Genomic DNA, 19,669 nt, shown 5'->3' on the forward strand with positions numbered 1-19,669 from the left:
GCCCCGGACCGACCCCGCCGAGCGGTCCGGGCCCGGCACGGGAGCACCCCGCCCCCAGCCCGCCGGCGCGAGCGGACCGCACCCCGGCGCACCCGGGCGCGGCGGCGACGACGGTGGAGTCCCGGACGGTGGCACCGGACGTAAAGGCACCCCCCTGCGTGGCACCGACCTCCCTCAGGGTGTGCGGCGGCGCGGCGGTATCGGCGCGTGGGCGCGACGGCTGACCGGGGGACGCGGGAGCGCCCAGGACGACACCGCCACCGGTGCGCACACCTACGACGACGAGCCGGCCGGACCGGCACCGACCGCACCCGGTGGCGCCTCGCACGCCCCGGAGACCTGGCCGGACGCCGCGTCGCTGCTGCTGACGGCGCTCGGCCCCGGGCCCCGGCTGTGGGAGCGGGGCCCGGCACACCCGGAGGCGCTGACCGTGCGGCTCGGTACGGCCGACCGGGTGGCGCCCGGCGGAACCGAGCCGTTGCCCGCGGTCCCGGTGACCGCCGGGCTGCGCGAGGTCGGGGCGCTCGGCCTGGCCGGCCCGCGCGCCCGGCTCGCCGGGCTGGCCCGCTCGGTGCTGGCCCAGCTCGCCGCGCTGCACTCCGCGGAGACCCTGGAGATCGTCCTGATCAGCGCGGACCGCTCCCGGCCGCTCGCCGAGCGGACCGCCGAGTGGTCCTGGCTGGGCTGGCTGCCCCAGCTGCGCCCGGCGCACGGCCAGGACTGCCGCCTGCTCCTCGCCCACGACCGCGAACAGGCCATGGCCCGCGTCCACGAGCTGGTCCGCCGTCTGGACGACCACCTGTCGGACACCCGGCCCGAGGCCAGGCCGGCGGCGGCCCCCGGCAGTACCCGGCAGCCCTCCTGGGCCCGCCCCGACGACGGCACCGACCCGGCCGGCGGCTTCGCGGGGCCGTACAGCGTGGTCGTCGTGGACGGGGACCCGGGCGGGGCCGACGTGCGCGAGACCGTGGCGCGGCTGGCCCTGGAGGGACCGCGGGCCGGCATCCACGTCCTGTGCCTCGCCGAGACGGCCGCCGCCTCCCCCACCTCGCCCGTCGCGGAGACGTACGAGGCGGCCTGTGCGGTGTCACCGGCGTTCCGGGAGTGCGGTGCCGTGGCGCTGCTCAGCGGCGACGTGGCGACGACCCTGCGGCTGCTGCGCGTCGCGCGCACCTCCGGCGAGGCCCCCGCCGGCCCGGTCGGGCACGGCACCCTCGGCACGGTCGACGCCGTCTCCCTCGCGTGGGCGGAGCGGTTCGCGCGCGCCCTGGCCCCCCTGCGCACCGACGCGCCCTCGGGCGGCGAGCGGCGGCACACGCGGGTGGCCGCGCCGCTCCCCCAGGCGGCCCGGCTCCTGGACGAACTGGGCCTGGCGCGCGCCACCCCGGCCTCCCTGATGGCCCGCTGGGCCGACGCCGCCGACGACACGCACGCCCTCGGGGGGCGCGCCCACGCGGTCCTGGGCGCCGGACCGCGCGGCCCCGTCACGGTCGACCTCGCCGCCGAGGGACCGCACCTGCTGGTCGAGGGCCCGCCCGGCAGCGGCCGCACCGAGCTGCTGCGGGCGCTCGTCGCCTCCCTCGCCTCCGCCGACCGCCCCGACCGTCTCGGTGTCGTCCTGATGGACGGCCGCGACAGCGTGGGCACCGACGGCGGGCAGGGCGAAGGACTGGCCGTCTGCACGGACGTACCGCATGTCACCACCCACCTCACCGCCAACGACCCGGTCCGCATGCGGGAGTTCGCCCAGTCCCTGAGCGCCGAGCTGAAGCGGCGGGCGGAGCTGCTCGGGCGGTCGGAGTTCCCCGAGTGGCACACCGGACGCGAGGTGTCGGGCCGTCTGGTCGCCCAGCGCACCCCGCCGGACGGCGCACCCGGCACCGGGCCGGGGACCGACGACGGGGACCTCGACTCCCCGCCCAGCTCCACCATGCGGCTGCGCCCGGGAGCGGCCCGGCGCCGGTCCGCGGCCGTCCCGCCGCTGCCCCGCCTCGTGGTGGTCGTGGACGATCTCGACGCGCTCGTCACTCCCCCGCTCGGCTCGCCCGGACGTCCCGCGGCCGGGTCGGTCATGCGGGCGCTGGAGGCCGTCGCGCGGGAGGGCGGGCGGCTGGGCGTGCACCTGGTGGCCGCCACCGCGCCGGGCGGCCGTACGGCCCAGACGGAGCCCGCCCAGCGCGCCACCCTGCGCATCACGCTGGACGCCCCGTCCCCGGGACCGGACGAACCGATGCCGGGACGCGGCCGGTTGGCCCGCCCCGACGGACCGGCCGTGGTCTTCCAGGCCGGGAGGGTCACCGGCCGCATCCCGCGCACCGCGACCCTGCGCCCCACGGTGATCCCGCTGGAATGGCACCTCATGGGCGACCCGCCCACCCGCCGCCCGGTACGCGAACTGGGCAACGGCCCCACCGACCTGGCCCTCCTGGCCAGCGCGTTGGAACGAGCGGCCCGCGAGGTGGAGGCGGCTCAGGTCCCCTCACTCCTGTAACGCCGGTTCATCATCCACAGCCCGTCCGGCGTTTGAGGACGAGGCCGTCCAGGCCGACAGCGGGGGCGCGGGGGCGGCAGCCCCCGCATACGCCCACACCCACGCCGCCCACCTGGTCACGACGCGGTCACGATCCCCCCGCTGACCGCGGACGCGCTCTTGCCGCCCTCACCCCCCTGGCGTACACCAGAGCGCACGGAAGAGCGCTCAACGTTCGACGAGGCACGAAGAACGGGGCAGTGATGCGCACGAGCAGCACCATGGGGCCACGCAGGACCCTCGGCAGAAGCACCCGGATCGCCGCCACCCTCGCCGCGGGAGCGCTCGCGCTCTCGCTCACCGCGTGCGGTGGCGACGACGACAACGGCGGTGGCGACAAGGGCGGTCAGCAGGACGGCGGCAAGGACACGGCCGCCACCGTCACCCTCCCGAAACTGGACGGCGAGAGTCTGGAGGTCGCCGCCGTCTGGACCGGAGCGGAGCAGGAGAACTTCAAGAAGGTCCTCGCCGAGTTCGAGAAGCGCACCGGCGCCAAGGTGACCTTCGTGCCCGCCCAGGACCCGATCATCAACTTCCTCGGTTCGAAGATCGCGGGCGGCGCCCCGCCGGACGTGGCGATGCTCCCGCAGCCCGGCGCCATCAAGCAGGCCGTCGAGAAGGGCTGGGCCAAACCGCTCGGCGCGGAGGCCACGAAGGAGCTGGGCGAGAACTACTCGCCGGGCTGGCAGGAGATAGGCAAGGTCGGCGGCAAGCAGTACGGCGTGTACTACAAGGCCGCCAACAAGTCGCTGATCTGGTACAACGCGCAGGTCTTCGAGAACGCGGGCGCCGCCGAGCCCAAGACCTGGGACGAGCTGCTCACCGCCGCCCAGACGGTCTACGACTCGGGCGTGACGCCGTTCTCCGTCGGCGGCGCGGACGGCTGGACCCTCACCGACTGGTTCGAGAACGTCTATCTCTCGCAGGCGGGCCCGGAGAAGTACGACCAGCTGGCCAAGCACGAGATCAAGTGGACGGACCCGTCCGTCAAGGAGGCCCTGACCACCCTCGCCGGGATCTGGGGCAAGAAGGACTACGTGGCGGGCGGCGCGTCCGGCGCGCTCCAGACGGAGTTCCCGGCCTCGGTGACGCAGACCTTCACCGGCGGCGACCAGCCGAAGGCGGGCATGGTCTACGAAGGTGACTTCGTGCAGGTCAACATCGGCGAGACGGACGCGGAGGTCGGCACCGACGCGAAGGTCTTCCCGTTCCCGGCGGTCGGCGACACCGCGCCGGTGGTCTCCGGCGGCGACGCGGCCGTGGTCCTGGAGGACTCGAAGGCGGCGCAGGCGCTGGCCACCTGGCTGGCCTCGCCGGACGCGGCGACGATCCAGGCGAAGCTCGGCGGCTACCTCTCACCGAACAAGAACGTCGAGGCGTCGGCGTACCCGAACGACGTGCAGAGGAAGATCGCCGAGGCGCTGGTCGCGGCCGGCGACGACTTCCGCTTCGACATGTCGGACCAGGCCCCGCAGGCCTTCGGCGGCACGCCCGGCAAGGGCGAGTGGAAGGCCCTCCAGGACTTCCTGAAGAACCCGAAGGACGTCGAGGGCGCACAGCGGCGGCTGGAGGCGGACGCGGCCGCCGCCTACGGGAGCTGACGGATGACGTCGGCCACGGCGGCGGGGACCTCACCGGGCCCCGCCGCCCCCAAGTCGCGCAGGAGCGTGACCGGCACCCGCAGGACCGTGGCGGCCCTGTTCCTGCTCCCCGCCCTGGTGCTGCTCGGCGCGCTCGTGGTCTACCCGATCGGGTACTCGCTGGTCCGCAGCTTCTACGACCAGTCCGGCGACTCCTTCGCCGGATTCGACAACTACCAGGCGCTGTTCACCGACGACGGCATCCGCACCGCCCTGAAGAACAACGTCATCTGGGTGGTGTTCGCGCCGACGGTCGCCACCGCGCTCGGCCTGATCTTCGCGGTGCTGACCGAACGGATCCGCTGGGGCACCGCGTTCAAACTGGTCGTCTTCATGCCGATGGCGATCTCGATGCTGGCGGCCGGGATCATCTTCCGCCTGGTGTACGACCAGGACCCGGACAAGGGCGTCGCCAACGCGGTGTGGGTCGGCGTGCACGACACGTTCGCCGAGTCGTCCGCGTTCCCCAAGGCGCACCCGGGACGTGACTCGCCGCTGGAACCGGCCGGCGGCGGCGCCTTCGTCACCAAGCGGCCGGTCGAGGCCGGCACCGCGGTCGTCCTCCCCCTCGTCGGCGTCGCCCCCGACCTGATGCCGGACGGCGCCGAGAAGGCCGTACCCGCCGAACCCGAGAACGGGAAGATCACCGGCACCGCCTGGCAGGACTTCACCCGCGGCAAGGGCGTCGGCAAGCTCAACGGCGTCGACGCGGCCGAACTGGGCTATGCCGGGATGACGATCGAAGCGGTGAAGGACGGCGAGGTCGTCGCGTCGGCGAAGGCGTCGGGCGACGGCACCTTCACGCTGCCCGCCGCGGCCGACGGGGCGCTGCTCAGACTCCCCGCCGACAACTTCAAGGAGCCCTACAACGGCCTGAACTGGCTCGGCCCCTCCCTCGTCACCCCGGCCATCATCGGGTCGTACGTGTGGATGTGGGCGGGCTTCGCGATGGTGCTGATCGCGGCGGGTCTCGCCGGGATGCCCCGGGAACTCCTGGAGGCCGCCCGGGTCGACGGCGCCAACGAGTGGCAGGTCTTCAGACGGGTCACGGTGCCGCTGTTGGCGCCGGTCCTCGCGGTCGTGGTCGTCACCCTGATGATCAACGTCCTGAAGGTGTTCGACCTGGTCTTCATCATCGCCCCGGGCTCCTCGCAGGACGACGCGAACGTCCTCGCCCTGGAGCTGTACCGCAAGGGCTTCGCCTCCGACCAGCCGGGCATCGCCAGCGCCATCGCGGTGTTCCTGCTGCTCCTGGTGATCCCGGTGATGTGGTTCAACGTACGGCGACTGCGGCGGGAGGTGCGGCGATGACGGCGAAGCGTTCCCTGGGAGCGCGGCTGGCCGAGGGCGTCAGCGGCGGCCTGGTCCGGGGCTTCCTGATCGTCGTCGGCCTCTTCTGGCTGGTGCCGACGATCGGCCTGCTGCTCTCCTCGCTGCGCACCCCTCGGGACATGGCGGCGAGCGGCTGGTGGGAGGTCTTCACCAAGCCGTCCCAGCTCACCTTCCAGAGCTACGAGGACCTGCTGGCGAACGGCGACATCACCTCCTCCCTCCTCAACACGGTGCTGATCACCGTCCCCGCGACGGTCCTGGTCGTGGTCATCGGATCGCTGGCCGGGTACGCCTTCGCATGGATGGAGTTCCCGGGCCGCGACTGGTGGTTCCTGGCCGTGGTCGGACTGCTGGTCGTCCCCGTGCAGGTGGCCCTGATCCCGATCGCCGAACTCTTCGGCAAGATCGGGCTGTTCGGGTCGATCGTCGGCGTGGTCCTCTTCCACGTCGGCTTCGGCCTGCCCTTCGCGGTGTTCCTGCTGCGGAACTTCTTCGCGGAGATCCCCCGGGAGCTGCTGGAGGCGGCCCGGCTGGACGGCGCCGGTGAACTGCGGCTGTTCGTGCGGGTCGTGATGCCGCTCGGCGGGCCCGCGATCGCGAGCCTGGGCATCTTCCAGTTCCTGTGGGTGTGGAACGACATGCTGGTCGCGCTGATCTTCTCGGACTCCGGGAGCCAGCCGATCACGGTCGCGCTGCAGACGCAGGTACGGCAGTTCGGCAACAACATCGACGTGCTGGCGCCGGGGGCGTTCATCTCCATGGTGATCCCGCTGGCCGTGTTCTTCGCGTTCCAGCGGCAGTTCGTCTCCGGTGTGATGGCGGGCGCCGTCAAGTAGCGGCCGCGACAGCACCCTTGAGGGGGCGGGCCGGACACCGGTCCGCCCCCTCATCCGTACGGGGCACCGGGCGCGGCGAGGATCCCCCGAATGCCGCAGCGGCCGTAACCGAATCACTCCATTGGCCGTTCCCGGCGCGAACGCCCGCGCCGACCCCGCCGACCCATGGATGTTCCCGTGCCCAGGTTCAGTGTCATCGTGCCCGCGTACCGGGTCCAGGAGTATCTGCACGCGTGCCTGGAGTCGGTGCTGACCCAGTCGTACCAGGACTTCGAGGTGATCGTCGTCGACGACCGGTCGCCGGACGCGTGCGGTGCGATCGCCGACGAGTTCGCGGACCGCGACCCGCGCGTACGCGCCGTGCACCTGCCTCAGAACCAGGGCCTCGGCCCCGCCCGCAACGCCGGCATCGAGCGGGCGGGCGGCGACTACCTGGTCTTCCTCGACGGCGACGACACCCTCGCCCCGGGCGCGCTCCGGGCCCTCGCCGACCGCGTGAAGGAGACCGGCGACCCGGACGTGCTGGTCTACGACTACGCCCGGACGTACTGGACCGGCGAGACCGTCCGCAGCCGGGCGGCCGCGCACCTCACGGAGCAGGGCCCGGCGCCGTTCCGGCTGGCCGACCGGCCGGGGCTGCTGCACCTGCTGATGGTGGCCTGGAACAAGACGGTGCGGCGGGAGTTCGCCGAGCGCGAGGGCCTCACCTTCCCGCCCGGCTACTACGAGGACACCCCGTGGACGTACCCGGTCCTCCTGACCGCGGAGTCCGTCGCCACCCTGGACCGGGTCTGCGTCCACTACCGGCAGCGCCGCCGGGGCAGCATCCTGGGCACGCCGAGCGAACGCCACCTGGACGTCTTCACGCAGTACGACCGGGTCTTCGCGTTCCTCGAGTCGCATCCGGAGCACGACCGCTGGCGGCCGGTGCTGTACCGCCGCATGTGCGACCACCTGGCGGCCGTGTTCACCCGTCCCGACCGCCTCCCGCGTTCCCTGCGCGCCGAGTTCCTGCGCCGGGCGCGGGTCCACTGCCGCCGCTACCGGGTCTCCGGCGCCCCCGTCCCGGCGCCGGTCCGGGTGCGCCACGCCCTGCTCCGGCTGGGCCTGCGCCGCACCTGGGAGACCCTGCGGCTGGCGTCCGCACTGCGCCGACGGACGGCGAGGGCCGCCGCCGGCTGGCTGCGGACCGCCCGGGCCGGCGCCCTGCGCCTGCACTACCGGGGCCAGCGCCTCCTCCCGCTGCGGGCCGACCGCGTCCTCTTCGCCGTCGACGGCGACGGGGGGTACGGCTGCAACCCGGGGGCGCTGGAGGACGCGTTCCGCCGCTTCGCGCCGCACGTGCGCACGGCGTGGGCCGCCGCCCCCGCGCACCACCACACGGTCCCGCCCGCGACCCGGCGCCTCACTCCCGGCACGGCCGCCTACTGGACGGCCCTGGCCCGCTCCCGGTACCTGGTGCACAACTCCGCCTTCGACAGCGGCCTGGTCAGGCGCCGGGGCCAGGTACTGGTCCAGACGCAGGCCGGGACGCCGCTCGCGCACGCGGGCCTGGACCTCCAGGAGCGGCCGGCCGCCGCGGGCGGCACCGACTTCACCCGGTTGCTGCGCGAGGTCGACTCCTGGGACTACGTGGTCTCCGCCAACCGCCACTCCACCCTCACCTGGGAACGCGTCCACCCCGGCGGCTACACCACCCTGGAGTACGGCCAGCCCCGCACCGACGCCCTCCAGCGGGCGACCGCCGCGGACGTGGCCCGGCTCCGCGAGACCCTCGGCATCCCGGAGGGCACGGTGGCGATCCTGTACGCGCCCGCGCACCGCGACTACCGCCGCACCCAGCGCTCCGCCCTGGACCTGGAGCGCGTCGTACGCCGCCTCGGCCCCCGCTTCATGGTGCTGGCCCGCGCCCACCCGGGCCACGACGACCGGCCGGCCGCGCCCGTCGGCCGGGTCCTGGACGTGAGCGGCCACCCGAGCGTGGAGTCGCTCTGCCTGGCCTCGGACGCCCTCGTCACCGACTACGCCTCCCTGATGTTCGACTACGCGGGCCTGGACCGGCCGATCGTGCTGCATGCCGACGAGCCGGAGGCGTTCGAGGCGGCCCGCGGCACCTACGTCGACCTGCGCTCCGTCCCGCCGGGACCGATCGCTCGGGACGAGGACGAGCTGATCGGCGTCTTCGCCGGCGGCGACTGGTACGGCGCCCGGTCCACCCGGCTGCGGGCCGAGTTCCGCGAGCGGTTCTGCCCGTACGACGACGGTCACGCCGCCGAGCGCGTGGTGCGCCGGGTGGTGCTCGGCCAGACCCGGCTGCCTCCGGTGGTGCCGCTCGGTGCCCGCCGTCCGCCCGCGGCGGCGGTCGCCCGCACCCCGCTGGCCACAGTCCCGCAGCCGGCCGGGCCGCGCACCGTCACCGACAGCCTCTGAGCGCCGTTGGTCCCTCGGGAGCCCGGGGCGTCACGCGGCTCGCGGCCGGCGCAGGGCTCCCGTCGGATCAGCACATCGAGAGAAAGAGCAGCATGCCCCGCTTCAGCATCATCGTCCCGTCCCATGGGGTCGCGGGGCGGCTCTCCCAGGCACTGGACTCGGTGCTCGACCAGTCCTTCGGCGACTTCGAGCTGATCCCGGTCTGCGACGCCCCGGACACCGCCGCGGCGGACGTCGCCGAGGAGCACGCCGGACGGGACTCGCGGGTGACGCCCGTGCACGCCCCGCCGTCGGCCGGGCTGGCCGGGGCGCGCAACGCCGGGATGCGGGCGGCGACCGGCGCGTACCTGCTGTTCCTCGACGGCGACGACGTCCTCGTGCCGGGCGCGCTGGCGGCGCTGGAGGCGCGGCTGGCGGACACCGGGGGCGTCGACGTCCTGTATTTCGAGTACGAGCGGGTGCCCTGGTGGGAGGGCGAGGCCACCAACCCGGCCGCCCCGCTGCTGGCGAGGGCCCCCGACGGCGCCTTCAGCCCCGACCGCGCCCCCGATCTGACCGGCGTGCGGCTGCCCGCGTGGAGCGCCGTCCATCGACGCACCTTCCTCACCGAGCGCCGGCTCGCCTTCCCCGACGGGCACTTCACGGACATCGGCTTCGGCGCCCTGGTCGCGGCGCGCGCCGAGCGTGTGGCGGTGCTGCGCTCGGTGGTCGTCCGGCATCTGGTGCGGCGCCAGGGCAACCGGCTGAACCTGCCCGGCGCGCACCACGGCGACCTCCTCGACCAGGCCGAACTGGCGCTCGCGCACGCCGCCGAACGGGGACTGCCGGACGCGCGCCGCGGGCCGCTCTTCGAGCACCTGTTCGCCGCGATCCTGAAGACGGCGACGCATCCGCGGCGGCTGACGAGCAGGGAGCGCCGGGTCTTCTTCCGGCGGGCGAGCCGCCTCTACCGCCGCCACCGCCCCGCCGGTTTCCGCCCGCCGGGCGGGCGGCTCGGCGTCCAGCACCGGCTGCTCGCGGCGGGGTCGTACGCCGGCTTCCGCGCCCTGCGCGCCACCAACCGGGCACTCACCGGGGCGCTGCGCCGCCTGCCGTGGCCGCGGGGGCTGCGCACCCGGCTGCTGTACCGCCGCCACCTGCGCCGTCCGCTGGACCCGAACCTCGTCGTGTACTGCGCCTACTGGGGCCGGGGCTACGCGTGCAGCCCGGCCGCGATCCACGCCAAGGCCCGCGAACTCGCCCCGCACCTCAGGTCGGTGTTCCTGGTCGAGGCGGACCAGGCGCACACCATGCCGGAGGGCGTCGACCACGCGGTCATCGGCGGCCGGCGGTACTGGGAGGTGCTGGCCCGCGCCAAGTACCTGGTGAACAACGCCAACTTCGCGGAGGGCGTGGTCAAGCGTCCCGGCAGCGTGCACGTGCAGACGCAGCACGGCACCCCGCTGAAGACCATGGGCGTGGACCAGTCGACGTACCCGGTGGTGGCCGCGTCCAGCGGCAGCTTCACCAGGCTGCTGGGCCGCGTGGACCGCTGGGACTACAACGTCTCCGCCAACCGGCACTCCACCCAGATGTGGGAGCGCGCCTTCCCGGGCTCGTACGAGCACCTGGAGTACGGCTATCCGCGCAACGACGTCTACTGCACGGCGACCGCCGAGGACGTGGCCCGCGTCCGCCGCGAGCTGGGCGTCCCGGACGGGGCGACGGCGGTCCTGTACGCGCCCACGCACCGGGACTACGAGAGCGGCTTCGGCGCGGGCGGCCTGGACCTGGAGGCGTTCTGCGCGTCGGCCGGCGAGGACGTGGTGGTGCTGCTGCGCGCCCACTACTTCTACGACCGGGGCGGCCGCGCGGGCAGCGGCCGGATCATCGACGTCACCGCGCACCGCTCCTCGGAGGACGTGTGCCTGGCCGCGGACGCGCTGGTCACCGACTACTCGTCGATCATGTTCGACTACGCCAACCTGGACCGCCCGATCGTCGTGTACGCCGACGACTGGGACGTCTACCGGGAGACCCGGGGCGTCTACTTCGACCTGATGGCGGCGCCGCCCGGACCGGTGGCGCGGACGCCTCAGGAGCTGGCCCGCGTCTTCGGCGACGGCTCGTACGCGGGCCCGGAGTCGGCGGCGCTGCGGGCGGCCTTCCGGGAGCGGTTCTGCGAGTTCGACGACGGCCGGGCCGCCGAGCGGGTGGTGCGCCGGGTGCTGCTCGGCGAGCCGCCCGAGGCGCTGCCGCCCGTGATCCCGCTCGCGGAGCGCGTCCCGGCCCCCGCCGCCACCCTCGTAAGGAGCTGACCCCGCCGTGCCCCGCTTCAGCGTCATCCTTCCCTGTTTCAAGGTGCAGGGCTTCCTGCGCGAGTGCCTCGACTCGGTCCTGGACCAGTCCTTCCGGGACATCGAGGTCATCGCCGTCGACGACTGCTCGCCCGACGGCTCGGGCGCGATCCTGGACGAGTACGCCGCCCGCGACGACCGGCTGCGCGTGCTGCACCTGGAGGAGAACGTCGGCCTCGGCCGGGCCCGCAACGCCGGGCTGCCGCACGCCACCGGCGACTACCTCTTCTTCCTCGACAGCGACGACACCCTCACCCCGGGCGCGCTGCGCGCCATGGCCGACCGGCTCGCGGAGACGGACGACCCCGACGTCCTGGTCTTCGACTACGCCCGCACCTACTGGTGGGGCGGCACCCGGCGCAACGCCCTGGCCCGGGTGCTGGCCGAGGCCGGGGAGGGCACCTTCACGGCCGCCGGCCACCCCGAGATCCTCGACCTGCTGATGGTGGTGTGGAACAAGGTCTACCGGCGCGACTTCGTCGAGCGCGAGGGCTTCACCTTCCCGCCCGGCTACTACGAGGACACGCCCTGGACGTTCCCGGTGATGTTCAGCGCCGAGCGGATCGCCACGCTGGACCGCATCTGCCTGAACTACCGGCAGCGGCGGCAGGGCAACATCCTGTCCACCACCAGCCGCAAGCACTTCGACGTGCACGCGCAGTACGAGCGGGTCTTCGCCTTCCTCGACGCCCGACCGGAACTGGCCCGCTGGCGGCCGTTCCTGCACGCCAAGATGGGCGAGCACTGCCTGGACATCCTGTCCAAGCCGGACCGGCTGCCGCCCTGTGACAAGGCCGAGTTCTTCCGGCGCACCGCCGAGATGTTCCGCGCGTACCGGCCCGAGGGCGCCGAGGTCCCGGCCGAGCTGCGGGTGCTGGCGGGCGGCGCGCTCGGCTACCCGGCCTACCGGCTGCGGCTGCGGTCCGGGCAGGCGGCCCGGGAGCTGGAGCGCCGGGCACGGCAGGCGGGGGGCGCGGTCGCCGGACGGCTGCGCGGGGCCGGCAGCGCGGTGCGCCCCCGCCGGCCGCTGGACCCGGACCTCGCGGTGTACTCGGCGTTCTCGCACCGGGGCGTGCTGGGCGACCCCGCGGCGATCCACCGCAAGGCGCGCGAACTCGCCCCGCACGTGCGCGGGGTGTGGGTGGTGCGCGACGAGGAGACGGCGGCGCTGCTGCCGCCGGACACCGAGCACGTGGTCCTGGGCAGCGCCGGCTACCGGCGGGTGACCGAGCGGGCGACGTTCTTCGTCAACAACGTCAACTGGCCCGGTGCCGTGACCAAGCGCCCGGGCAGCGTCCACGTCCACACCCACCAGGGCACCCCGCTGAAGTACATGGGCGTCGACCTGCTGGGCCGGCCGGGCGCCCGGCACGGCCTGGACGTGCCGCAGATGCTGCGCCGGGCCGACCGCTGGGACTACAGCCTGGTCGCCGGCCGGTACGCGGAGCGGGTGTGGGAACGGGCGTACCCGTGCCACTTCACGTCCGTGCCCAGCGGCAGCCCGCGCAACGACGTGCTGGTGAACGCGGGGCCGGACGACGGCCGCCGGGTGCGTGAGCGGCTGGGCGTCCCGGACGGCCACACCGTGGTGCTCTACGCGCCGACCCGGCGCGAGTACCGCCGGGGCGGGCTCGTCGACCGCCTCGATCCGGCCCGGCTCGCCGCGGACCTCGGCGAGGACCACACCCTGGTGGTCCGGCTGCACCCGTCGCTGGCCACCGGACCGGCCCGCGGCATGGGCCTGTCGGAGCTGCACCGGCGGGGCGTCCTGGTCGACGCGACGGACGAACCGCACGTGGAGGAGCTGATGCTCGCCTCCGATCTGCTGATCACCGACTACTCCGCCCTGCTGTTCGACTACGCCCTGCTGGACCGGCCGATCGTGATCCACGCCGACGACTGGCGCGCGTACGAGGCGAGCCGCGGCGCCTACTTCGACATCACCGAGGAGGCACCGGGGCACGTGTCGCGCTCGTACCGGGAGCTGGCCTGGCTGCTGGCGTCCGGGGCGTGGCGGGACGAGGAGGCGGCGCGGCTGCGGTCGGCGTTCCGGGCCCGGTACTGCGAGTACGAGGACGGCCGGGCCGCCGAGCGGGTGGTGCGGACGCTGCTGCTGGGCGAGCCGATGCCCGGCCCGGAGCCGTCCGGCGTCCCCGGCGCCCGTTCGGTCGCCGCCGGACACGACCTGCTCGCCTCCTCGTGAGACCGCGGCTGTGGGTGCTGGTCCTGGCCGCCGTGTTCGCCGCGCTGCAACTGGCGAACATCACCGGCCGGGACACCCCCGACACCAAGAACTACCTGGCGTACACGCTGAGTCTCAGCGGTGAGGACAAGCGCGGGGTGGCGACGGCCACGATCGACTACGTGTGCGCGAGCCGGGCCGAGCGGGCCCGCCGGGACCAGAGCGTGCACGTGGTCCGCCTCCACCGGCCCGACCCCACCGGCCAGGTGGCGGCCGAGTGCCGGGAGCAGGAGTGGGCGGTGGTGGGGCCGCAGCTGGCGGCGGGACGGACCGGCGGGCACACCCTGCCGTACATGCCGGACCGCTTCATGCGGATCTTCGAGGTGCGGCCCGGCTATCCGCTGTTCCTGGTGCCGTTCGTGGCGGTCCTCGGGGTGACGTGGGGCCTGTGGGCGGCGGGCGTCGTCATCGCGTGCGCGGGCGGGGTGCTGGCCTTCCTGATCCTGCGCGCGCTGTCGGTGCCGGTGCCGCTCGCGCTGGGCGGTCAGGCGCTGTACTACGCGCTGCCGTGCGGGACGACCGCGATGCGCCCGATGGCCGAGGGGCTGCTGATGGCGCTGACCCTGGCGGCGGTCTGGGGCTGTGCGCTGATGCTGCGGGCGGGACGGACGCGGGCGGGGCTCGCCCTGGTGGCCGGCTCGCTGGCGACGCTCTTCACGGTCAAGCACTCGCAGTCGCTGTTCCTCGGGGTGTGCCTGGCGGCGGCGGGCGCGCTGATCGCGTTGCGCCGCCGGCGGGGCGGCCGGTCGCCCCGGGACGTGCTCGCGCTCGCGGCGGTGGGGCTGGCGGGGGCCGTCGGCACGCTGGTGCTGGCGCGGCTGCTGCACTACCCGTCGGTGTCGGACAGCGTCCAGGACCTGCTCACCGACCATTTCGCGCGGCCCGACCGGGAGCGTCCGTGGCCGGAGTTCTGGCAGCTGCAGGGCAACTTCTGGGTGGAGTGGCTGCGTCGGCAGGCGTGGCAGCCGCTGTTCGTCGCGGCACTGGCCGCCGGGGCGTGGGGCGCGCTGCGGCGCGGGGGCGCGGTCGGCGGGTTCCTGGTCGCGGCGGCGTGCACCGGGATCCTCACCCAGGCCGGGCATCCGGACATCAACATCTGGGGCGAGCGGCTGATCGTGCTGGCCTGGCTGCTGCCCGTGGTGGGCATCCCGCTGCTGCTGGAGCCCGTGGTGCGGGGTGGCAGGGTGCCGCTGCCCGCGCAGGGGCAGGCCGACCCGGTCCGGGCGGTCGGCTGAGCGTCACCCGTTGAGGTGACGTGGGTTCAGGGCGGTGACCACGCCGGGAACATACGCCAAATGTCCCGAATGTCCCACCCTCTGATCCCTTCGTGAGCGCCGACGTCCTCGTCCGGCGGCCGGTACGCGGCGCGACGGCGCTGCGCGGTGGCCGCGGATGGCGCCCCACCCCGTACCAGGCCGCCGGCTTCCTGTTCCTCCTGGTGATGTCGCTGGCGTACTGGGCGGTACCGCTCTGCTGCGACGCGGGCCAGCACGCGGCGGTCGTGGAGCGCCTGAAGGCCGGCCTCCTGGACCCCCGGCACCCGATGGCCGACCTGCCCGGTGCGGGCAGCGCGTACTACTCGCCGTACGCCCTCGCCCAGGGGGTGTTCGCGCGGCTGACCGGGCTGGGCGGCTGGGAGGTGGTGCGGCTCGCCGGGCCGCTGAACCTGCTGGTGCTGCTGACCGGCCTGAACCGGTTCGTACGGGTGCTGAGCCCGCGGCCGTGGGCGCCGGTCCTGGCGCTGGGCGCGATGACGCTGCTGTGGGGCACCGAGCGGGCCTGGTGGAGCGGCTACCTCGGACTGATGTCGATGACGGGCAACCTCGGCTACCCGTCGACGTGCGCGATCGGGCTCACCTTCTGGGCCTGGGCGCTGACCGGGGCGCGGGCGAGGGACGAGCGCCGGGTGCGGTACGTGGGGCCGAGCGGCCTGCGCGGACTGCCCGGGTATGCGGGACTCGGCGCCCTGTACGGCCTGGTCCTCCTGATCCACCCGATCACCTCGGTGGCGGCGGCGCTGGGCGCGGTGGCGCTGGTGGCCGGGTGGCAGCGCGGATGGCGCGGCCCGGTCGTGGGGCGCTGGGCGCTGACGGGCGCGGTGGCGGTGGCGTCGGCGGCCCTGTGGCCGTACTTCGACGTGTTCGCGCTGGCCGGCGACGACAGCGTGGACGCGCTGCACCGGGTGCTGTACCTGGACCTGCCCGGCGAGTTCTGGCTGGGGCTGCTCGGGCTGCCGGCGCTGTGGGCGCGCGGACGCCGGTCGGCCCGGGACCCGCTGGTGCTGATGTTCGCGCTGGACTGCGCGGTGGTGGCGTACGGCTGGTGCAGCGGGCACTACACCTACGGTCGGATCCTCGGGCTCTCGCTGGTGCCGGCGCAGTTCGCGCTGGCGGTGGAGCTGGCGGCACCCCGGCCGTGGGGGCGGTGGCGCAGGGCGCTGGGCGGGATGGCGGCCGCGGGTGCCGCGCTGGGGTTCCTCACGGTGCACGCGGGGGCGGTGGTGCCGCGGGCGCTGGACCCGGTCGGCTTCGAGCAGCCGCCCGACTGGCCGGACTACACGTGGGCGGCCCGGCACATCGGCCCCGGCGAGGTCGTGATCACCGACGGCTACTACGCCGGGCACGCCATCGCCGGGTACGGGCCCAACCTCGCGGCCCCCGCCTGGCCGGACCCGTCGCTGGACGAACGGGAGCGGGCGCGGCGGACGGCCGACGTCCGGGCCTACCTCGCGCCGGCGTCGACGCCCGCCGAGCGCGCCGCCGTCGTCCGCCGGTACGACGTCCGCTGGCTGCTGCTGACCCGCTGGCACCCGGTGCCCGAGGAGGCGGTGGTGGTGGCGTGGAGCGGGCGCACGGGCGAGGTCCTGGCGCGGGTCGGATGAGCGGGGGCGCCGCCGGCCGGACTACTCGATGACCAGCTCGACCGGGATGTTGCCCCGGGTGGCGTTGGAGTAGGGGCAGACCTGGTGGGCCTGCTCGACCAACTTGCGGCCGGTCTCCTGGTCGAGGCCCTCGGGCAGCTCGACCCGCAGCGTGACGGCGAGCGCGAAGCCCTCGCCCTGCTTGCCGATGCCGACCTCGGCGGTCACGGCGGCCTCGCTGACGTCGACCTTCGCCTGCCGGCCGACGACGCCGAGGGCGCTGCCGAAGCAGGCGGCGTACCCGGCGGCGAACAGCTGCTCGGGGTTGGTGCCCTTGCCGTCGCCGCCCATCTCGACGGGGGCGCCGAGCGCGAGGTCGAGCTTGCCGTCGGAGCTGACGGCGCGGCCCTCGCGGCCGTGGGTGGCGGTGGCGACGGCGGTGTAGAGCGCGTCCATGGGAAACCCGTCCCTCTCAGTGGGGTGCGTCGCACGTGGCGACCTCTGACGCCGACAAGTAGAGCACGCAACTTGAATGGGCGCAACTAAGTTGCGCACAACTCAATGACGCCCGGTCGGCTACCCTGGAAGGCATGACCACGCCCGCGACCGACTGGCTCCGCCTGGACCAGCAGATCTGCTTCTCCCTGAACGCCGCGTCCCGCGCCTTCGGCGGCGTCTACCGCGTGGTCCTCAAGGACCTGGGACTCACATACCCGCAGTACCTGGTGCTGCTGGTGCTGTGGGAGCACGGCGAGCTGCCCGTGAAGAAGCTCGGCGAGCACCTCCGCCTCGACTCCGGCACGCTCTCGCCGCTGCTCAAGCGGCTGGAGACGGCCGGTCTGGTCCGGCGGGAGCGCAGCGCGCGCGACGAGCGGTCGGTGGAGGTGCGGCTGACCGGGGAGGGTGTCGCGCTGCGCGAGCGGGCCGCCGAGGTGCCGCGCCGGATCGCCGCGGCGACGGGGCTGGACGTGACCGAGGTCCAGGACCTGCGCGACCGCCTCGACCGGCTCACCTCCGCCCTGGACGCGTACGGCACCGATCCGGCCCCGGCACCGTCCGGAGGGGTGCGGGAGCCCACGGGTCCCCGATGACGGATCATGTCCACACAGGACCACTCACGAGGGGACGGCCGCACATGACCTGGCTGATCACCGGCGGCGCCGGATACATCGGGGCGCACGTCGTACGGGCGATGACCGAGGCGGGCGAGGAGGCGGTGGTGTACGACGACCTGTCCACCGGCATCGCCGAGCGCGTGCCCGACGGCGTCCCCCTGGTGGTGGGCTCGGTCCTGGACGGCGAACGGATCGCCCGCGCCCTCGCCGACCACTCCGTCACCGGCGTCGTGCACCTGGCGGCGAAGAAGCAGGTCGGCGAGTCGGTGGACCTGCCGCTGCACTACTACCGGGAGAACGTCGAGGGCCTGCGCGTCCTGCTGGACGCGGTCACGGCGGCCGAGGTCCCGTCCTTCGTCTTCTCCTCCTCCGCCGCCGTGTACGGCATGCCGGACGTCGACCTGGTGACGGAGGAGACGCCGTGCGCGCCCATGTCGCCGTACGGCGAGACCAAGCTGGCCGGCGAGTGGCTGGTCCGCGCCACCGGCCGGGCGACGGGCCTGTCCACCGCCTCCCTCCGCTACTTCAACGTCGCGGGCGCGGCGAGCCCCGAGCTGGCCGACACCGGCGTCTACAACCTCGTCCCGATGGTCTTCGAGAAGCTGACCGAGGGCGCCGCCCCGCGCGTCTTCGGCGACGACTACGCGACGCCGGACGGCACCTGCGTCCGCGACTACATCCACGTCGTCGACCTGGCCGAGGCGCACGTCGCCGCGGCCCGAGCGCTCCAGTCCTCGCCGGGCCGCACGCTCACCCTCAACATCGGCCGGGGCGAGGGCGTCTCCGTCCGCGAGATGATCGACCACATCAACGCCCTCACCGGCTACGACCACCCTCCGACGGTCACCCCCCGCCGCCCCGGCGACCCGGCCCGCGTCGTCGCCTCGGCCGACCGCGCCGCAGTCGAACTGGGCTGGAAGGCCAAGTACGACGTCGAGGAGATGATCACGTCGGCGTGGTCGGGCTGGGTACGGCTGCATCCGGAGGCGGCGCGGGACTGAGCCGACAGGGCCGGCGGCGGGAGAGCGGGGGCCCCGGCAGAGGCGCTCCGCGAAGGGGCCCGCTCACGGGGGTCACAGGGGCCGCACGAACGCCTCCCGCCACTGGGGGGACGGGTCCGAGCCCAGCTCCGTCCAGTACTCACGGCCGGCGGTGATCCGGCCGGCGCTGACCGTCCACAGCGACACGACGCGGTGGACGCCCATCGTCTCGTGCGGGACCTCCACCTCGGAGACCACGGTCTCGCCGTCGGCCACGACGCGCAGCACGTCTATCGACCAGCCCTCCGGATACTCCGCGTTGACCGCCACGAAGTCCGCGCGGCCCACGATCCGCTCCGCGCTGACCGGCCACTCCACGACCAGGTCGTCGGCCAGCAGGGCGCCGAGGCCCGCCCAGTCACGGGCCTGCATGCGGGACCAGAACTCCTGCACGATCGCCGTAGGTTCCATGCCCGCATCCTCGCAGGCACCACTGACAGTCCCGCCCGGACGACCGGTGCGGCCTCGGCTCAGAGCGCCCGCAGGCCCGCCGCCGTGGCCCGGGCCAGCGCGGCCAGGTGACCCTTCGGCAGCTTCGGGCTGCGGATGACCACCGAGCGCCAGTACAGCGGGCCCGAGATCAGGTCGAGGGCCAGGTCGGTGTCGAGACCGGCGGCCAGCTCACCGCGTTCCGTCGCCGCCGCGAGGATCTTGCTGGCGACGCCGTCCTGACCCTCCCGCAGGGTCTTCCGCAGCACCTCGGCGATCTCGGGATTGCGGGCCGCCTCCGCCTGGAGGTCGGGGATGATCTGCGAGGCCACCGGGTGGCGCAGGGCCCGGGACGTCACCTCGTACAGGAGCCGCAGGTCACCCTCCAGCGAACCGGTGTCGGGCGCGGGCAGGCCCTGCACGGCCAGCGCCGAGACGACGTCGAGCACCAGATGCAGCTTGGAGCGCCAGCGCCGGTAGACGGCGGTCTTGCCGACCCCCGCGCGGCGCGCGATCCCCTCGATGGACATCCGCGCGTAGCCGACCGCCGCGAGCTCCTCGAAGACCGCCGCCCGGATCGCCTCCGTCACGTCCTCGCGGAGCACGGCCGCCCCGGCGGGGGCCCGGCGGCGGCGCGGGCGCGGCTGGGGCTCGTCGGTGGCGTCGGTCGTCATGCGGGACAGCATAGGGCGTCACGACGAAACGGTTGCGTTCCGGCGTCGGCACGCCGTACGCTCCCGTTACGACGATACGGTCCCGTCCCGACGTGAATGAACGCCTCACGACACCCGGGTGAACGACCGGAATCGCTTCCACCCCCCGAGCGAAAGCAGCGCGGAGTGAGCCAGGTCCTCGACACACCGCCCCCGACGGCGGCCC

General features: G+C 74.3%; 14 protein-coding genes. 11 read left to right on the forward strand and 3 right to left on the reverse strand.

Features of this window, described 5'->3' with window-relative positions:
* From DMH12_RS27035 to DMH12_RS27075, 9 genes are all read left to right on the forward strand, one after another.
* Positions 1-2,491: FtsK/SpoIIIE domain-containing protein (locus tag DMH12_RS27035; protein ID WP_260474358.1), on the forward strand; the 2,491-nt coding region annotated here is incomplete at its 5' end.
* Positions 2,492-2,733: 242 nt separating this feature from the next.
* Positions 2,734-4,131, forward strand: a complete 1,398-nt coding sequence (locus tag DMH12_RS27040; protein WP_125494061.1) for an ABC transporter substrate-binding protein — start codon at positions 2,734-2,736, stop codon at positions 4,129-4,131.
* A 3-nt stretch (positions 4,132-4,134) separates the two neighbouring features.
* Positions 4,135-5,481, forward strand: coding sequence for a carbohydrate ABC transporter permease (locus DMH12_RS27045; protein WP_260474359.1), 1,347 nt, complete (start codon positions 4,135-4,137; stop codon positions 5,479-5,481).
* Positions 5,478-6,338, forward strand: a complete 861-nt coding sequence (locus tag DMH12_RS27050; protein WP_125494062.1) for a carbohydrate ABC transporter permease — start codon at positions 5,478-5,480, stop codon at positions 6,336-6,338. Before DMH12_RS27045 ends, DMH12_RS27050 begins: the two co-directional genes overlap by 4 nt.
* A gap of 177 nt (positions 6,339-6,515) precedes the next feature.
* Complete coding sequence (locus DMH12_RS27055) at positions 6,516-8,768, forward strand: bifunctional glycosyltransferase family 2 protein/CDP-glycerol:glycerophosphate glycerophosphotransferase (protein ID WP_185832567.1); 2,253 nt, start codon at positions 6,516-6,518, stop codon at positions 8,766-8,768.
* 92 nt (positions 8,769-8,860) lie between these two features.
* Entirely contained in the window at positions 8,861-11,065 is a 2,205-nt protein-coding gene (locus DMH12_RS27060; RefSeq protein ID WP_125494064.1) for a CDP-glycerol:glycerophosphate glycerophosphotransferase, read from the forward strand.
* A 7-nt stretch (positions 11,066-11,072) separates the two neighbouring features.
* Entirely contained in the window at positions 11,073-13,307 is a 2,235-nt protein-coding gene (locus DMH12_RS27065) for a bifunctional glycosyltransferase/CDP-glycerol:glycerophosphate glycerophosphotransferase (protein WP_125494065.1), read from the forward strand.
* The gene (locus tag DMH12_RS27070; protein WP_125494066.1) at positions 13,304-14,581 is read left to right on the forward strand and encodes a hypothetical protein; all 1,278 of its coding nucleotides are present in this window, start codon (positions 13,304-13,306) and stop codon (positions 14,579-14,581) included. Before DMH12_RS27065 ends, DMH12_RS27070 begins: the two co-directional genes overlap by 4 nt.
* Before the next feature lie 92 nt (positions 14,582-14,673).
* Positions 14,674-16,227 carry a hypothetical protein gene (locus tag DMH12_RS27075; RefSeq protein ID WP_125494067.1) on the forward strand — a complete coding sequence of 518 codons (1,554 nt, stop codon included), beginning with the start codon at positions 14,674-14,676 and terminating at the stop codon, positions 16,225-16,227.
* A 21-nt stretch (positions 16,228-16,248) separates the two neighbouring features.
* Here the strand turns inward: DMH12_RS27075 and DMH12_RS27080 are convergent, their stop codons facing one another.
* Positions 16,249-16,662 carry an organic hydroperoxide resistance protein gene (locus tag DMH12_RS27080; RefSeq protein ID WP_125494068.1) on the reverse strand — a complete coding sequence of 138 codons (414 nt, stop codon included), beginning with the start codon at positions 16,660-16,662 and terminating at the stop codon, positions 16,249-16,251.
* Positions 16,663-16,796: 134 nt separating this feature from the next.
* Between DMH12_RS27080 and DMH12_RS27085 the strand changes: the two genes are divergently transcribed.
* Complete coding sequence (locus DMH12_RS27085; RefSeq protein WP_125494069.1) at positions 16,797-17,297, forward strand: MarR family winged helix-turn-helix transcriptional regulator; 501 nt, start codon at positions 16,797-16,799, stop codon at positions 17,295-17,297.
* Between the two features lie 44 nt (positions 17,298-17,341).
* Entirely contained in the window at positions 17,342-18,322 is a 981-nt protein-coding gene (gene galE / locus DMH12_RS27090; protein ID WP_125494070.1) for a UDP-glucose 4-epimerase GalE, read from the forward strand.
* 72 nt (positions 18,323-18,394) lie between these two features.
* On the opposite strand, the gene DMH12_RS27095 is transcribed toward galE, so the two are convergent.
* Complete coding sequence (locus DMH12_RS27095; RefSeq protein ID WP_125494071.1) at positions 18,395-18,772, reverse strand: nuclear transport factor 2 family protein; 378 nt, start codon at positions 18,770-18,772, stop codon at positions 18,395-18,397.
* 59 nt (positions 18,773-18,831) lie between these two features.
* Positions 18,832-19,464 (reverse strand): TetR/AcrR family transcriptional regulator, encoded by a 633-nt coding sequence (locus DMH12_RS27100; protein ID WP_125494072.1) that lies wholly within the window; start codon positions 19,462-19,464, stop codon positions 18,832-18,834.
* Between the last annotated feature and the right edge of the window lie 205 nt (positions 19,465-19,669).

It is taken from the genome of Streptomyces sp. WAC 04229 (assembly GCF_003947455.1).
GTDB lineage: Bacteria > Actinomycetota > Actinomycetes > Streptomycetales > Streptomycetaceae > Streptomyces.

What these genes read in the sequence shown, in the direction of transcription:
- DMH12_RS27040 (WP_125494061.1), top strand. Translation starts at nt 2,734, where the DNA reads ATGCGCACGAGCAGCACCATGGGGCCACGCAGGACCCTCGGCAGAAGC.
- DMH12_RS27045 (WP_260474359.1), top strand. Translation starts at nt 4,135, where the DNA reads ATGACGTCGGCCACGGCGGCGGGGACCTCACCGGGCCCCGCCGCCCCC.
- DMH12_RS27050 (WP_125494062.1), top strand. Translation starts at nt 5,478, where the DNA reads ATGACGGCGAAGCGTTCCCTGGGAGCGCGGCTGGCCGAGGGCGTCAGC.
- DMH12_RS27060 (WP_125494064.1), top strand. Translation starts at nt 8,861, where the DNA reads ATGCCCCGCTTCAGCATCATCGTCCCGTCCCATGGGGTCGCGGGGCGG.
- DMH12_RS27080 (WP_125494068.1), bottom strand. Translation starts at nt 16,662, where the DNA reads ATGGACGCGCTCTACACCGCCGTCGCCACCGCCACCCACGGCCGCGAG.
- DMH12_RS27085 (WP_125494069.1), top strand. Translation starts at nt 16,797, where the DNA reads ATGACCACGCCCGCGACCGACTGGCTCCGCCTGGACCAGCAGATCTGC.
- galE (WP_125494070.1), top strand. Translation starts at nt 17,342, where the DNA reads ATGACCTGGCTGATCACCGGCGGCGCCGGATACATCGGGGCGCACGTC.
- DMH12_RS27095 (WP_125494071.1), bottom strand. Translation starts at nt 18,772, where the DNA reads ATGGAACCTACGGCGATCGTGCAGGAGTTCTGGTCCCGCATGCAGGCC.
- DMH12_RS27100 (WP_125494072.1), bottom strand. Translation starts at nt 19,464, where the DNA reads ATGACGACCGACGCCACCGACGAGCCCCAGCCGCGCCCGCGCCGCCGC.